The sequence below is a fragment of the Pseudomonas sp. VI4.1 genome (genome assembly GCF_002029345.1).
In the GTDB taxonomy this organism is placed as follows: domain Bacteria; phylum Pseudomonadota; class Gammaproteobacteria; order Pseudomonadales; family Pseudomonadaceae; genus Aquipseudomonas.
Window position 1 is genome coordinate 12,144 of sequence record NZ_MULM01000146.1, and the last position, 15,571, is coordinate 27,714.

A 15,571-nucleotide genomic window follows, 5' to 3' on the forward strand; every position below is an offset into this window, starting at 1 on the left:
CATCCCTTCAAATCAAATCAGTCACGCACCGGGCCGGGGGCCAGGACTTCACGGGAACCGTTGGTGTTCATCGACGTCACGACCCCGGCCATTTCCATGGCTTCGATCATGCGCGCGGCGCGGTTGTAGCCAATTTTCAACTTGCGCTGAACCGCGGAGATGGAGGCGCGACGGCTTTCCAGGACGAATTGCACGGCTTCGTCATACAGCGCATCGGTTTCCGGATCATCGTCGCCACCGCTGCTGCCGCCGTCGAAACCGCTGCCCGGCTCTTCGACACCGGCGAGGATCTCGTCGTTGTATTCCGGCGCGCCGCGCAGTTTCCAGGCTTCAACCACCCGGTGCACCTCGTCATCGGAGACGAAGGCACCGTGGACGCGGATCGGCAGGCTGGTGCCGGGCGGCATGTACAGCATGTCACCGTGACCCAGCAGTTGTTCGGCGCCACCCTGGTCGATGATGGTCCGCGAGTCGATCTTGCTCGACACCTGGAACGCCATGCGCGTCGGGATGTTCGCCTTGATCAGGCCGGTGATCACGTCGACCGACGGACGCTGGGTCGCGAGGATCAGGTGGATACCGGCCGCTCGGGCTTTCTGGGCGATACGGGCGATCAGTTCTTCGACCTTCTTGCCGACGATCATCATCATGTCGGCGAATTCGTCGACGACCACGACAATGGTCGGCAGCTTGACCAGCAGCGGCGCTTCGTCGTGGATGCTTTCGCGCTTGTACAACGGATCGGTCAGGGGCTCGCCGGCGTCCTGGGCTTCCTTGACCTTGGCATTGAAGCCCGACAGGTTACGCACGCCCATCTTCGCCATCAGTTTGTAGCGACGTTCCATCTCCGCCACGCTCCAGCGCAGGGCGTTGGCCGCGTCTTTCATGTCGGTCACCACCGGGCACAGCAGGTGCGGAATGCCTTCGTAGATCGACAGTTCGAGCATTTTCGGGTCGATCATGATCAGCTTGGCGTCTTCCGGGCCGGACTTGAACAGGATCGACAGGATCATCGCGTTCACACCCACCGACTTACCGGAACCGGTGGTACCGGCCACCAGCAAGTGCGGCATTTTCGCCAGGTCGGTGATGACCGGCTTGCCGCCGATATCGTGACCCAGGGCCAGGGTGACCGGCGACTTGAAGTTGTCGTACTCGGGGGTCGACAGCACTTCGGAGAAGCGCACGATCTGCCGGTCTTCGTTCGGGATCTCGATACCGACCGTGGTCTTGCCCGGGATCACTTCCACCACGCGCACGCTGGTCACGGCCAGGGAACGGGCCAGGTCTTTCGCCAGGTTGGAGATGCGGCTGACCTTGACGCCTGCCGCGGGCTGGATCTCGTAACGGGTAATGACCGGGCCCGGGTGAATCGAATCCACCGAGACTTCGACGCCGAATTCCTTGAGCTTGATTTCCAGCAAGTGGCCTACCGCAGCCAGGGATTCGGGGGAGTAATTGAGTTGTTTCTTTTCCGCGGGGTCGAGAATCGAGATTGGCGGCAAGGTGCCCTCGACGGCGCTGTCGACGAACAACGGCGCCTGCTTCTCTTTCTCCACGCGTTTGCTCGGCGCCGCGGGTTTCGGCGGCGCCGGCGCGATCACTGGCGGCACCTGCTTCTCGCGGTCCGACATGTGCTTGCTCAAGGCTTGCTCGCGCTCGATCAGGCGCTCCTTGACCTTGGCCTGCTCGCGCTTGTCGGTGACGCTCGGCGCCACCACGTCATGCACGCGTTCATCGACTTCACGCAATTGCGCAACCAGCTGCTTGCGTTCGACACGGGCGGCCCACCAGCGATTGGCCGCGCCCTGGACCAGCTCGAGCAGGTCCAGCGTGATCTTGCCGGTGACGTCCATCACCTTGAACCACGACAGGTCGGTGAACACCGTCAGGCCGAACAGGAACAGCGCGATGAACAGCAAGGTGCTGCCCTGGATGTTCAGGGCGTTCCTGGCCAGATCGCCGAGGCTTTCCCCCAAGGCGCCGCCAGCGCCGGCCGGCAGACCGGTCGCCGCGTGGAAATGGATATGCGCCAGGGCTGCCCCCGACAATACCAGGAACACCAGGCCGATCAGGCGCCAGGAGAACAGCCAGCCGCTCCATTCCCAGGGTTCGTGGCGCTGACGGAAGATCTGCCAGGCCTTGACCGCCAGCAGCAGCGGGAAGATGTAGGCGAAGTAACCCAGCACCATGAACAGGATGTCGGCGCTGTAGGAACCGGCCGGGCCGCCGAAGTTCTGCACGTCGTCGATCTTGCTGTTGTGGCTCCAGCCCGGATCGTCCTTGCCATAGGTCAGCAAGGCCATCATCAGGAACAGGCACAGGGCACCGACGGCGATCAACGCACCTTCCTTGAGTCGGTAGTGCAATTGCTGGCGCCAGAGCGGAACGACGGCTGGTTTAGGTGCTGCGGTGGATTTCTTCAAAACGCTTCTTTTCCTGCGCCCGTGGCGCGTCCATCTGCTGAATGACTATAAAAAACTGCCCGATCCAGGCAGGTAAAAAAGTTAACAGGCGCAACTGGGACTACTTTTAACACTGCGCCCCGGTTTTTATAAACACGGCGCGCAATGCTTATTTTGTTACAAGCACGCCGACAGCAGGCATTGTACGGGTTTGTTCGTCCGATGCCATGCTTGCAGTCCCGGGTGTAGCATAGTCAACGGGACTTGCATGCAGTTCAATTTGAGCATGCATTCTCTTTCGTGACAAAGGCTTATGAGGTGTTTTTATGAGCGAAGCGAAGCATTCCCGCCTGATCATTCTGGGTTCCGGCCCTGCCGGTTACAGCGCAGCCGTTTATGCCGCTCGCGCCAACCTCAAACCCGTGGTCATTACCGGCATACAGGCAGGTGGCCAGCTCACCACCACTGTCGAAGTCGACAACTGGCCCGGCGACGTCGAAGGACTCACCGGCCCGGTGCTGATGGAACGCATGCAAAAACACGCCGAGCGCTTTGACACAGAGATTGTTTACGACCACATCCACACGGCCAAGTTGCAACAGCGCCCGTTCCAGCTCACCGGCGACAGCGGTACGTACACCTGCGATGCACTGATTATCGCCACCGGCGCCTCGGCGCAATACCTGGGGCTGCCCTCGGAAGAAGCCTTTGCCGGCAAAGGGGTCTCGGCCTGCGCCACGTGCGACGGCTTTTTCTACCGCAAACAGGTGGTCGCGGTGATCGGCGGCGGCAACACCGCGGTCGAGGAAGCCCTGTACTTGTCGAACATCGCCAGTGAAGTCCATCTGATCCACCGGCGCGACAAGTTGCGCGCCGAGAAGATTCTGCAGGACAAACTCTTTGAAAAAGCCGCCAACGGCAATATTCGCCTGCACTGGAACCAGCATCTGGAAGAAGTGCTGGGGGATGCCAGCGGCGTGACCGGCGCCCGCCTGCGGGACAGCCACAGCGGCGAAACCCGCGAATTGCCGCTGACCGGGGTCTTCATCGCCATCGGCCACAAGCCCAACACCGACCTGTTCCAGGGCCAACTGGAAATGCGTGACGGCTATCTGCTGGTCAAGGGTGGCAGCGAGGGCGACGCCACCGCCACCGCGATCCCAGGCGTATTTGCCGCCGGCGACGTGGCCGATCACGTTTATCGCCAGGCCGTCACCTCCGCCGGGGCCGGCTGCATGGCCGCACTGGACGCAGAGAAATACCTCGACGACATTCCCACCGTTTGACGGCACACTTCACGGCGGGCCTGACAGCCCGCCACTGCCCTCCCCTTCTGTAAAGCCCGGATGCCATGCTGACTTGGTTACAACGCAACACCCTGACCTTCCCGCCACTGGAAAAGGCCATGCGCGACCCCAACGGGCTGCTGGCAGCGGGTGGCGACCTGTCCGCCGATCGGCTGATCAAGGCTTATCGCCATGGCTGCTTTCCCTGGTTTTCGGAAGGCCAGCCGATTCTCTGGTGGTCGCCGGACCCGCGCACAGTGTTGTTTCCCGACGAATTGCATGTCTCTCGCAGCCTGAACAAATTGCTGCGCCAGCAACGCTACCAAGTGACCTTCGACAGGGATTTCGCCGCGGTTATCCGCGCGTGCGCCGCGCCACGGGAATACGCCGACGGCACCTGGATCACTGACGCCATGCAGAAGGCCTACCTCGAGCTGCACAAGCGCGGTTACGCGCACTCGGTGGAAGTCTGGGACCAGGGCGAGCTGGTCGGCGGGCTGTATGGCCTGGCCATGGGGCAGCTGTTTTTCGGCGAGTCGATGTTCAGCCGCGCCGACAATGCCTCCAAGTATGGTTTTGCCACCCTGGTGCGACATCTGGAAGACTCAGGCTTTGTGCTGATCGACTGCCAGATGCCGACCGACCATCTGCACAGCCTCGGCGCCCGGGCGATTCCCCGCCGCGAGTTCGCCGGTTACCTGGCGCGGCATCTGGACCAACCCAGCCGCGCCAGCTGGGTTTGCTGAGCGACTTTGGCCCACGTGGCTTACACTTATCCAAAAGCGCTTACACTTACTCAAAAGCTTATTGAGGGTTGATCATGACCGAGTTGGCGCGCTTGAAGTTTTATGCCACTCAGCCCCACTCTTGCAGTTATCTGCCCGAGGAGCAGGCCACGACCCTGTTCCTCGACCCTAGCCAGCCCATGGATGTGCATGTCTACGCAGACCTGTCGGAAATGGGTTTTCGTCGCAGCGGCGATCATCTGTACCGGCCCCATTGCCAGAATTGCAATGCGTGCGTACCGGCGCGCATTCCTGTGGCGCAGTTTTCCCCCAACCGTCAGCAGAAACGCATTTTCAAGCGCAATGCCGATGTGCAGGTACGTCCGGCCAGGCCCCAGTTCAGCGAAGAGTATTTCGACCTCTATCAGCGCTACATCGAGCAGCGCCATGCCGATGGCGACATGTACCCGCCGAGCCGCGATCAGTTTTCGACCTTCCTGGTGCGGGACCTGCCATTTTCCCGGTTCTATGAATTTCGCCTAGAAGGCCGATTGGTGGCAGTGGCGGTCACCGACCTGCTGCCCAACGGTCTGTCCGCGGTCTACACCTTCTACGAGCCCGATGAAGAACGTCGCAGCCTGGGGCGCTACGCGATCCTCTGGCAGATCACCGAGGCCCGGCGACTGGGCCTGGAAGCGGTCTACCTCGGCTACTGGATCAAGAACTGCAAAAAAATGAGCTACAAGACGCAATATCGCCCGATCGAACTGCTGATTAATCAGCGCTGGGTGATCCTGAACTAGAGCAAGCCCTAAACCCCTTGGCTTAAACCCCATTTTTCGGGCACAATGCACGCCGCTTTTGCCTGGCGCAGTTGCACCGGGCCATTCATTGGACACCGAGGGCTTTACTGCATGTCGAAAGAAGACAGCTTCGAAATGGAAGGCACTGTCGTCGACACCCTGCCCAACACCATGTTTCGCGTGGAGTTGGAAAATGGGCACGTCGTAACCGCGCATATCTCCGGCAAGATGCGCAAGAACTACATTCGTATTCTTACCGGTGACAAAGTGCGCGTCGAGCTGACGCCCTATGACTTGAGCAAAGGGCGCATCACTTACCGCGCTCGCTAATCAGGTCAATACAAGACGCCCGGTTTATGCCGGGCGTTTTTGTGTGCGCGGGATTTGATGCAGCACGCCGACCCCATGTAGGAGCTGGCTTGCCAGCGAAGGCGTCGGCATGTCTTGTATTAGTGCTGCCTGATCCATAGCTATCGCTGGCAAGCCAGCGCCTACAATTGATCTCGGGTGTTCCCCAGACAGCAAAAAGGCGCCTCGCGGCGCCTTTTGCTGTGTAGCGGTTAACGTCAGGCCATTTCAGCCGTGGTTTCGAACTCGAAGGTCAGCTCGCCGTCCTTCAGGTCGATGTGCACCACGCCTCCATGGTCGGCCAGTTCGCCAAACAGAATCTCTTCCGCCAGCGGACGCTTGATCTTGTCCTGGATCAAACGCGCCATAGGTCGAGCGCCCATTGCCGAGTCGTAGCCACCGGCTGCCAGCCAGCTGCGCGCCGCGTCCGTCACTTCCAGCTGCACACGCTTGTCTTCCAACTGCGCCTGAAGCTCGGTAAGGAACTTGTCCACCACGCTCTTGATAACCTCATGGCTGAGGCGACCAAACTGGATAATGGTGTCCAGACGGTTGCGGAATTCCGGCGTGAAGCTCTTCTTGATCACTTCCATCGCATCGGACGAGTGGTCCTGATGGGTGAAACCGATCGAAGCACGGGCTGCGGTTTCGGCACCGGCGTTGGTCGTCATGATGACGATCACGTTACGGAAGTCCGCCTTGCGCCCGTTGTTATCGGTCAGCGTACCGTGGTCCATCACCTGCAGCAGCAGGTTGAAGACTTCCGGATGCGCCTTCTCGATCTCATCGAGCAACAGCACGCAGTGAGGCTGCTTGGTGATGGCTTCGGTCAGCAGACCGCCCTGGTCGAACCCGACATAGCCTGGAGGCGCACCGATCAGACGCGATACGGTGTGGCGCTCCATGTACTCGGACATGTCGAAACGCACCAGTTCGATCCCCAACGCCTTGGCCAGCTGACGCGCCGCTTCGGTTTTACCGACACCGGTCGGCCCTGCGAACAGGAACGAACCGACTGGCTTGTCAGGCGACTTGAGGCCGGCACGGGACAGCTTGATCGCGGTCGACAGCGAGTCGATCGCGGCATCCTGGCCAAATACCGTCAGCTTCAGGTCACGCTCCAGGTTACGCAGCAGCTCTTTGTCGGAGCTGGTGACGTGTTTTGGCGGAATCCGCGCGATTTTCGCGACGATGTCCTCGACCTGAGGCACTTCGATGCGTTTCACGCGTTTCTCGATCGGCTGCAGACGCTGATAGGCGCCCGCCTCGTCGATGACGTCGATGGCCTTGTCCGGCATGTGCCGGTCGTTGATGTAGCGCGAGGCCAGCTCAGCCGCCGCACGCAACGCTTCATCGCTGTATTCGATGTTGTGGTGCGCTTCGAAACGCCCTTTCAGGCCGCGCAGGATACCGATGGTGTCTTCCACCGACGGCTCCGACACGTCGACCTTCTGGAAGCGCCGGGCCAAGGCACGGTCCTTCTCGAAGATCCCGCGGAATTCCTGGAACGTGGTCGAACCGATGCAACGGATATCACCCGACGACAGCAGCGGCTTGAGCAGGTTCGAGGCATCCATGACGCCACCGGACGCGGCACCCGCACCGATGATGGTGTGGATCTCGTCGATGAACAGGATCGCCTGCGGACGTTTTTTCAGCTCATTGAGCAGCGCCTTGAAGCGCTTCTCGAAATCGCCGCGGTATTTGGTCCCGGCCAGCAAGGCGCCCAGGTCGAGGGAATACACCACGCTGTTGGCCAGCAGGTCCGGCACCTGGTTGTCGACAATGCGCTTGGCCAGGCCTTCGGCAATCGCGGTTTTACCCACGCCCGCCTCGCCCACCAGCAGCGGATTGTTCTTGCGCCGACGCGCCAGGATCTGCGCGACACGCTCGACTTCCAGCTCACGGCCTACCAACGGGTCGATACGACCCTGGCGCGCGAGTTCGTTGAGGTTGCTGGCGTAAGCATCCAGGGGATTGCCTGAAGAAGAAGACTCGCCGCCCTCGTCGTCCTGCATATCTTGCTCACCTTCAGAGTGATCGCCGTGCCCCGGCACTTTGGAAATGCCATGGGCGATGTAGTTGACGACATCGATGCGCGCGACGCTCTGCTGTTTCAGCAGGAACACCGCCTGACTCTCTTGTTCGCTGAAGATCGCAACCAGCACGTTGGCGCCGGTCACTTCGCGTTTGCCCGAGCTCTGTACGTGAAAGACAGCACGCTGCAGGACACGCTGGAAGCCCAGGGTTGGCTGGGTTTCACGGTCCTCGTCATGGACGGGGATCAATGGCGTGGTTGAGTCGATGAACTCCTGCAGGTCATGCTTGAGTTTGTCGAGGTTTGCGCCGCAGGCACGCAAAACGGTGGCGGCAGCCTCATTGTCCAATAGGGCCAGCAGGAGGTGTTCGACGGTCATGAATTCATGACGCTTCGATCGGGCCTCCTTGAAGGCAAGATTGAGGGTGACTTCGAGCTCGCGGTTTAACATAGCTTCACCTCATACCCAAGTGGTCGGCGATTAACCGTCCTTCTCGATTTCACAGAGTAGCGGATGCTGGCTTTCCCTGGCGTACTGGTTGACCTGCATGGCCTTCGTCTCGGCGATGTCGCGGGTAAACACTCCACATACTGCCCGTCCTTCTGTGTGAACGGCCAGCATGACCTTGGTCGCCAGCTCGCGATTCAGGTTAAAAAACACCTCGAGCACTTCGACGACGAAATCCATCGGTGTGTAGTCATCGTTGAACAAAACCACCTTGTACATCGGCGGCGCCTGTAATGCAGGCTTTGCTTCCTGAACAGCAATGCCCGCTGAATCGTCGTCGTGTTCCTCCGGGCGATCCTTTTGGAGAGTCGGGCGATCCTGATTGAATGTTAGTCGAATCTGGCTGATTGCATGCATGGAAAGAAAGGTTCGTCAGTTGTGCGAATACAGTGGTGGGGGCGGCCATCGTCGATTTCAACTCCGACTGCCTGGTCACCTTGACTATCGGCAAAACGGTGTTACAACCAATAGAGCCCACAGTGGGTAAAAAAGGTCCGCGGAGTCAACCTTATTTCTAAGAAATGACTGCGCATGTACTGGATGATACTCCAGTGATGGAGTCTGTTGCAGAGGGATATGAGAATGGCGGTCGGCAAGGTGAAATGGTTCAACAACGCCAAGGGCTACGGTTTTATCAACGAGGACGGCAAGGATGAAGATCTGTTTGCCCATTACTCGGCGATCAAAATGGACGGTTACAAAACCCTGAAAGCCGGGCAACCCGTGACCTTCAACATCATCCAGGGGCCGAAGGGGTTGCATGCCGTCGATATCGCCGCTGCCGAGGCTTCGGCAGGACAGGCGCTGCCTGCCACGCAACAAGAAACGGTCTCGGGCTGACGCAACCAAACATCCAGTCATAAAAAAACCGCCCGACTCAATCACTTGAGCCGGGCGGTTTTTGTTACACCTTGATTCGCTTACATGTGCGAAATCAGTGCATCACCAAACGCCGAAGAAGACAGCAGCTTCGCGCCTTCCATCAGACGGTGGAAGTCATAGGTCACGGTCTTGGCGGAAATCGCGCCATTGGTGCCCTTGATGATCAGGTCGGCCGCTTCGGTCCAGCCCATGTGACGCAGCATCATTTCTGCAGACAGGATCAGCGAACCCGGGTTGACCTGGTCCTTGCCGGCGTATTTCGGCGCGGTACCGTGGGTCGCTTCGAACATGGCGATGGTGTCGGACAGGTTGGCACCCGGCGCGATACCGATACCGCCCACTTCGGCCGCCAGGGCGTCGGAGAGGTAGTCGCCGTTCAGGTTCAGGGTCGCGATCACATCGTATTCGGCCGGGCGCAGCAGGATCTGCTGGAGCATGGCGTCAGCGATGGCGTCCTTGACGATGACGTTCTTGCCGGTCTTCGGGTTCTTGAACTGCATCCACGGACCGCCGTCGAGCAGGGTTGCGCCAAACTCTTCAGCCGCCACTTCGTAGGCCCATTCCTTGAAGGCACCTTCGGTGAACTTCATGATGTTGCCTTTGTGCACGATGGTCAGCGAATCGCGATCGTTGTCGACCACGTATTGCAACGCCTTGCGCGCCAGGCGCTTGGTGCCTTGCAGCGAAACCGGCTTGATGCCGATACCGCAGTTTTCGTCGAAACGGATCTTGGTGACGCCCATTTCATCTTTGAGGAACTTGATGACCTTGGTCGCTTCCGGCGAGCCGGCCTTCCACTCGATACCGGCATAAATGTCTTCCGAGTTCTCGCGGAAGATCGTCATGTCGACGTCGCCTGGCTTCTTGACCGGGCTCGGCACGCCTTCGAACCAGCGCACCGGGCGCAGGCAGACATACAGGTCGAGTTGCTGGCGCAGGGCCACGTTCAGCGAACGGATGCCGCCGCCGACCGGGGTGGTCAGGGGGCCCTTGATGGAAACCACGTAATCCTTGACCGCGTCCAGGGTTTCCTGGGGCAGCCAGGTGTCCTGATCGTAAACCTGAGTCGCTTTCTCCCCGGCGTAGACTTCCATCCAGGAAATTTTGCGCTCGCCGCCGTAAGCCTTCTTAACAGCAGCATCGACAACCTTGATCATGACGGGCTGATATCAACCCCAATGCCGTCGCCTTCGATGAAGGGGATGATCGGGTTATTAGGAACATTGAGAGAATGGTCTGCATTGACGGTGATTTTGTCGCCGACGGCTGGAACCTGAATCTTCTTGTAACCCATGCTGAACTCCATTGATTGGATTGAACATCTGGCTTGGTTCGAGCGTAACCCAGTTAATTCGGCGCGCAAACCCTATGTTCCACCCATCTGCCGCAAAGCTGTGCGGTTCGGGGCCTACAAGCCTGAAAGCAAAGGGAAAAGCGCCAAACTCAAGCACGGTGCAAGACTCTACGCCCCGCACTCCCCTGCGACCTTTAGACCAATGGACGTCAATCGTTGTGTATGAACCATCGGCAGATTGCCAGCTACCTATGTATAATGCCGCCCGCTGACCACAGAGTCACGACGGCCGACCTCTCTGCAACTGGACTGTAGCCGAGACTTCGGACCCGAAAAAGCAGGACCGTTACCGCGGTCCACCCGCTTGACGCTCGACTGATGCACCCAACATCACCGCGCACAAATCTCGACATTCGGCTCATGGATGACTTTGAACGAACGCGCTTACCCGGCGCCCCTCGAGTTTTTCTGCGCATGCTTTAGCAAAGAAGAGAGAGTTAATCCGAATATGCCCACCCGCTCGAAGATCATCTATACCTTCACCGACGAAGCTCCCGCCCTCGCCACCTATTCACTGTTGCCTATCGTAGAGGCTTTCACCGCCTCCGCTGATATCGCCGTGGAAACCCGCGATATCTCTCTTGCAGGGCGCATCCTGGCCAGCTTCCCCGAGCAACTGGGTGACAAAGCCGTCGCCGACCACCTCGCCGAACTGGGCGACCTGGCCGTCACGCCTGAAGCCAACATCATCAAGCTGCCGAACATCAGCGCCTCGGTTCCGCAACTGCAAGCCGCGATCAAGGAACTGCAAGCCCAGGGCTTCGCAGTGCCGGACTACCCGGAAACCGTGACCAGCGACGCCGACAAGCTCGCCAAGTCGCGCTACGACAAGATCAAGGGCAGTGCCGTGAACCCGGTCCTGCGCGAAGGCAACTCCGATCGTCGTGCGCCGCTGTCGGTCAAGAACTACGCGCGCAAGCACCCGCATAAAATGGGCGCCTGGGCTGCGGACTCCAAGTCCCACGTGGCACACATGAGCACCGGCGACTTCTACGGCAGCGAAAAAGCCGCCCTGATCGACGCCGCTGACGCCGTCAAAATCGAACTGATCGCTCAAGACGGCACCACCACCGTCCTGAAAGAAAAGACCACCGTGCAAGCCGGTGAGATCCTCGATTGCGCGGTCATGAGCAAAAACGCGCTGCGCAGCTTCATCGCCGCTGAAATCGAAGACGCCAAAGCCAAGGGCGTACTGCTGTCGGTCCACCTGAAAGCGACCATGATGAAGGTCTCCGACCCGATCATGTTCGGCCAGATCGTTGCCGAGTTCTACAAAGACGCCTTGGCCAAGCACGCTGACGTGCTGGCACAGATCGGCTTCAACCTGAACAACGGCATCGGCGACCTGTACGCTCGCATCAAGGCTTTGCCTAGCGATCAACAAGCGCAGATCGAAGCGGACATCCAGGCGGTCTACGCCGTTCGTCCGTCGTTGGCCATGGTCAACTCCGACAAAGGCATCACCAACCTGCACGTGCCGAGCGACGTTATCGTCGACGCCTCGATGCCGGCGATGATCCGTGACTCCGGCAAGATGTGGGGCACCGACGGCCAGCTGCACGACACCAAGGCGGTGATCCCGGATCGCTGCTACGCCACCATCTACCAGGCGGTGATCGAAGACTGCAAGCTGCACGGCGCTTTTGATCCGACCACCATGGGCAGCGTGCCGAACGTTGGCCTGATGGCGAAAAAAGCCGAAGAGTACGGCTCGCACGACAAGACGTTCCAGATCAAGACCAACGGTGTTGTCCGCGTTTCCGACAGCAAAGGCGGCCTGTTGCTGGAGCAGTCGGTTGAAGCCGGCGACATCTTCCGCATGTGCCAGACCAAAGACGCGCCGATCCAGGATTGGGTCAAACTGGCCGTCAACCGTGCTCGCGCCAGCGCCACGCCAGCGATTTTCTGGCTGGACCCAATGCGCGCCCACGACGGCGTAGTGATCGAGAAAGTTCAGGCTTACCTGAAGGATCACGACACCGCAGGCCTGGACATCCGCATCATGTCGCCAGTCGACGCGATGGCGTTCACCCTGGGTCGCACTCGCGAAGGCAAGGACACCATCTCGGTGACCGGCAACGTACTGCGCGACTACCTGACTGACCTGTTCCCGATCATGGAACTGGGCACCAGCGCCAAGATGCTGTCGATCGTTCCGCTGATGAATGGCGGCGGCCTGTTCGAAACCGGCGCCGGCGGTTCGGCACCGAAGCACGTGCAGCAGCTGCTGGAAGAAAACTTCCTGCGCTGGGATTCCCTGGGCGAGTTCCTGGCCCTGGCCGCGTCCCTCGAGCACCTGGGTGTCACCTACGACAACCCCAAGGCGCTGGTTCTGGCCAAGACCCTGGATCAGGCCACCGGCCAGTTCCTGGACAACAACAAGTCGCCATCGCGCAAAGTCGGCAACATCGACAACCGCGGCAGCCACTTCTACCTGGCGCTGTACTGGGCCCAGGCCCTGGCCGCCCAGACCGAAGACACTGCACTGCAAGCGCAGTTCGGCGAGTTGGCCAAGACCCTGACCGAGAACGAAGCGACCATCGTCGCCGAGCTCAACGCCGTTCAGGGCAAGCCAGTGGACATCGGCGGTTACTACCACGCCAATGCCGAGCTGATCAGCAAGGCGATGCGTCCGAGCAATACTTTCAACGCGGCGATTGCTGCGTTGGTTTAAGGTTGTAAGGGAACATCACAAACCCCGGCCATGTGCCGGGGTTTGTGTTTGTGGCGTTCACACATATTTATCTGCCGAACCAGATCCCCTGTAGGAGCTGGCTTGCCAGCGAAGGCGGTCTATCATTCAACATCTTCATCGACTGACCCACCGCTTTCGCTGGCAAGCCAGCTCCTACAGGGGGCCCGCGCTTCAACCTTCAACATTTGAGGAAGCTCTATGGACTGGAAACCCCACATCACCGTCGCCACCATCGTCGAAGACAGCGGCCGCTTCCTGATGGTCGAAGAAACCAGGCAAGGACGAACGGTACTCAATCAGCCCGCCGGTCACCTCGACCCGGACGAAACCCTGATTGACGCCGCCATTCGCGAAACCCTCGAGGAAACCGGCTGGGACGTCGAACCGACCGGCGTGGTGGGCATTTACCTCTACACCGCCCCAAGCAACGGCGTGACCTACCAGCGGGTCTGCTTCAGCGCCAAACCGCTCAAACATCACCCGGACTACCCACTGGACGACGGCATCGTCGGCGCCAAGTGGCTGACGCGTGACGAATTGCTGGCACAGCGCGCAAACTGGCGCAGTGAGCTGATCATCCGCTGCATCGATGATTATCTGGCAGGCTTTCACTTCGATCTCGAACTGATCCGCCCTTCTCTTTAGCCTTGCGGGCTTCGGCCTGTTAGAATCGCGTCCTTTTTCAAGACACTCATTGAATCCCTATGCGTGATCCAGCCCCTTCTGACACACAAAAGAAGCGCGTCATTGTCGGCATGTCCGGCGGCGTGGACTCTTCCGTTTCCGCTCTCCTGCTGATCGAGCAGGGTTATGAGGTGGAAGGCCTGTTCATGAAGAACTGGGAAGAAGACGATGGAACGGAATATTGCACCGCCATGGATGACCTGGCGGACGCCCAGGCCGTGTGCGACAGGATTGGCATCAAGCTGCACACCGCCAACTTCGCCGCCGAGTACTGGGACAACGTGTTCGAGCACTTCCTGGCCGAATACAAGGCCGGTCGCACGCCGAATCCGGACATCCTCTGCAACCGCGAAATCAAGTTCAAGGCGTTCCTCGACTACGCCATGATGCTGGGCGCCGACCTGATCGCCACCGGTCACTACGTGCGCCGCCGCGACATCGACGGTCGCACCGAGCTGCTCAAGGGCCTGGACCCGAACAAGGACCAGAGCTACTTCCTGCACGCCGTCGGCGGTGAACAGATCGCCAAGACCCTGTTCCCGGTCGGCGAGCTGGAAAAACCCGAAGTGCGCGCGATCGCCGAGAAACACCAGCTGGCCACCGCGAAGAAAAAGGATTCCACCGGGATCTGCTTCATCGGCGAACGCCGCTTCAGCGACTTCCTCAAGCAATACCTGCCCGCCCAGCCGGGCGAGATCAAGACCACCGAAGGTGAAGTCATCGGCCGTCACCACGGCTTGATGTATCACACCATCGGCCAGCGCCAGGGCCTCGGCATCGGCGGCCTTAAAGACGCCGGCGACGAGCCCTGGTACGTGCTGATCAAGGACCTGGAGCACAACGAGCTGATCGTTGGCCAGGGCAATGACCACCCTTATCTGTTTTCCCGCGCCCTGCTCGCCTCGGAGATCTATTGGGTCAACCCGATCGACCTGACCGAGCCACGCAAGCTGACCGCCAAGGTCCGGTATCGCCAGAGCGACCAGCCCTGCACCCTGGAAAAGACTGCCAGCGGCTACCGCGCGATCTTCGACGACCCGCAACGCGCGGTGACCCCGGGACAATCGGTGGTGTTCTATGACGGTGAAATCTGCCTCGGCGGCGGCGTGATCGAAATGGCCGAGCCCTGGACAAGCAAGACCACCAGCAAGGGCCAAGCCCAATGAACCCGACCCAGGAGCAATTGACGGCACTGGGCGGGGTGTTTCTCGCCGCGGTCCTGGTCGACAAGATCGCCAAGACCGGCCAGACCACCGAAGCCGGCTTGACCTGCATGCTCGGCAGCCTGCTGATTCGCGACCCCAAGGACACCCTGGAAGTCTACGGCGGCGACGACCTCAATCTGCGTGAAGGCTACCGGGCACTGATTGGCGCCCTGGAGCGCGACCCCAGCACCCTTCAGCGCGAACCGCTGCGGTATGCGCTGGCCATGCTGGGCCTGGAACGCCAGCTGGCCAAACGTGGCGACATGCTGGACGAAATCGGCAAGCGCCTGCCGCAGATCCAGTCCCAGGTCGAACACTTCGGCGCGGCCCACGAAAACGTGATCGCGGCCTGCGGCGCGCTGTACCAGGACACCTTGAGCACCCTGCGCCAGCGGATTCAGGTGCACGGCGACATGCGCAACCTGCAGCAACCGAGCAACGCCTCGAAAATCCGCGCCCTGCTGCTGGCCGGGATTCGCTCGGCACGCCTGTGGCGGCAGCTGGGCGGCCATCGCTGGCAGCTGGTGATCAGCCGTCGCAAGTTGTTGAAAGAGCTTTACCCGCTGATGCGCAGCAGCTGAACCGCGCCCGCAACACCTTGAGTAATTTGTAACGCGTAAGACGCTGGTCAGTTGGCA

12 protein-coding genes and 1 pseudogene are annotated in these 15,571 nt (G+C 60.0%); 9 read left to right on the forward strand and 4 right to left on the reverse strand.

Annotated elements, in window-relative coordinates:
- Positions 1–17: 17 nt before the first annotated feature.
- Positions 18–2,426 carry a DNA translocase FtsK gene (locus BZ163_RS13310; RefSeq protein WP_128871299.1) on the reverse strand — a complete coding sequence of 803 codons (2,409 nt, stop codon included), beginning with the start codon at positions 2,424–2,426 and terminating at the stop codon, positions 18–20.
- Positions 2,427–2,731: 305 nt separating this feature from the next.
- On the opposite strand from BZ163_RS13310, the gene trxB reads away from it, so the two are divergent.
- The 4 genes from trxB to infA all read left to right on the forward strand — a co-directional run bounded on the left by trxB (position 2,732) and on the right by infA (position 5,549).
- Positions 2,732–3,691 carry a thioredoxin-disulfide reductase gene (gene trxB / locus BZ163_RS13315; protein ID WP_128871300.1) on the forward strand — a complete coding sequence of 320 codons (960 nt, stop codon included), beginning with the start codon at positions 2,732–2,734 and terminating at the stop codon, positions 3,689–3,691.
- 65 nt (positions 3,692–3,756) lie between these two features.
- Positions 3,757–4,437, forward strand: coding sequence for a leucyl/phenylalanyl-tRNA--protein transferase (gene aat, locus BZ163_RS13320; RefSeq protein WP_128871301.1), 681 nt, complete (start codon positions 3,757–3,759; stop codon positions 4,435–4,437).
- Between the two features lie 74 nt (positions 4,438–4,511).
- Entirely contained in the window at positions 4,512–5,219 is a 708-nt protein-coding gene (locus BZ163_RS13325) for an arginyltransferase (RefSeq protein WP_128871302.1), read from the forward strand.
- Positions 5,220–5,330: 111 nt separating this feature from the next.
- Complete coding sequence (gene infA, locus BZ163_RS13330) at positions 5,331–5,549, forward strand: translation initiation factor IF-1 (RefSeq protein WP_002553999.1); 219 nt, start codon at positions 5,331–5,333, stop codon at positions 5,547–5,549.
- Positions 5,550–5,785: 236 nt separating this feature from the next.
- Here infA and clpA read toward each other — a convergent pair whose 3' ends face one another.
- Both clpA and clpS read right to left on the reverse strand, forming a co-directional pair.
- The gene (clpA, locus tag BZ163_RS13335; protein ID WP_007946437.1) at positions 5,786–8,056 is read right to left on the reverse strand and encodes an ATP-dependent Clp protease ATP-binding subunit ClpA; all 2,271 of its coding nucleotides are present in this window, start codon (positions 8,054–8,056) and stop codon (positions 5,786–5,788) included.
- Positions 8,057–8,086: 30 nt separating this feature from the next.
- Positions 8,087–8,470: an ATP-dependent Clp protease adapter ClpS gene (clpS, locus tag BZ163_RS13340; protein WP_020799529.1), complete on the reverse strand. Its 384-nt coding sequence runs from the start codon at positions 8,468–8,470 to the stop codon at positions 8,087–8,089.
- A 225-nt stretch (positions 8,471–8,695) separates the two neighbouring features.
- On the opposite strand from clpS, the gene cspD reads away from it, so the two are divergent.
- Entirely contained in the window at positions 8,696–8,953 is a 258-nt protein-coding gene (gene cspD, locus BZ163_RS13345; RefSeq protein ID WP_128871303.1) for a cold shock domain-containing protein CspD, read from the forward strand.
- 80 nt (positions 8,954–9,033) lie between these two features.
- Here the strand turns inward: cspD and icd are convergent.
- A pseudogene (icd, locus tag BZ163_RS13350) lies at positions 9,034–10,289 on the reverse strand (NADP-dependent isocitrate dehydrogenase).
- Positions 10,290–10,797: 508 nt separating this feature from the next.
- Here icd and BZ163_RS13360 point away from each other — a divergent pair.
- From BZ163_RS13360 to hflD, 4 genes are all read left to right on the forward strand, one after another.
- Positions 10,798–13,023 carry an NADP-dependent isocitrate dehydrogenase gene (locus tag BZ163_RS13360; protein WP_128871304.1) on the forward strand — a complete coding sequence of 742 codons (2,226 nt, stop codon included), beginning with the start codon at positions 10,798–10,800 and terminating at the stop codon, positions 13,021–13,023.
- Positions 13,024–13,242: 219 nt separating this feature from the next.
- Entirely contained in the window at positions 13,243–13,689 is a 447-nt protein-coding gene (locus BZ163_RS13365) for an NUDIX hydrolase (RefSeq protein ID WP_128871305.1), read from the forward strand.
- A 59-nt stretch (positions 13,690–13,748) separates the two neighbouring features.
- Positions 13,749–14,894 carry a tRNA 2-thiouridine(34) synthase MnmA gene (gene mnmA / locus BZ163_RS13370; protein WP_128871306.1) on the forward strand — a complete coding sequence of 382 codons (1,146 nt, stop codon included), beginning with the start codon at positions 13,749–13,751 and terminating at the stop codon, positions 14,892–14,894.
- Positions 14,891–15,514, forward strand: a complete 624-nt coding sequence (gene hflD / locus BZ163_RS13375; protein ID WP_064678738.1) for a high frequency lysogenization protein HflD — start codon at positions 14,891–14,893, stop codon at positions 15,512–15,514. The genes mnmA and hflD overlap by 4 nt, the downstream gene beginning before the upstream one ends.
- Positions 15,515–15,571: the final 57 nt, after the last annotated feature.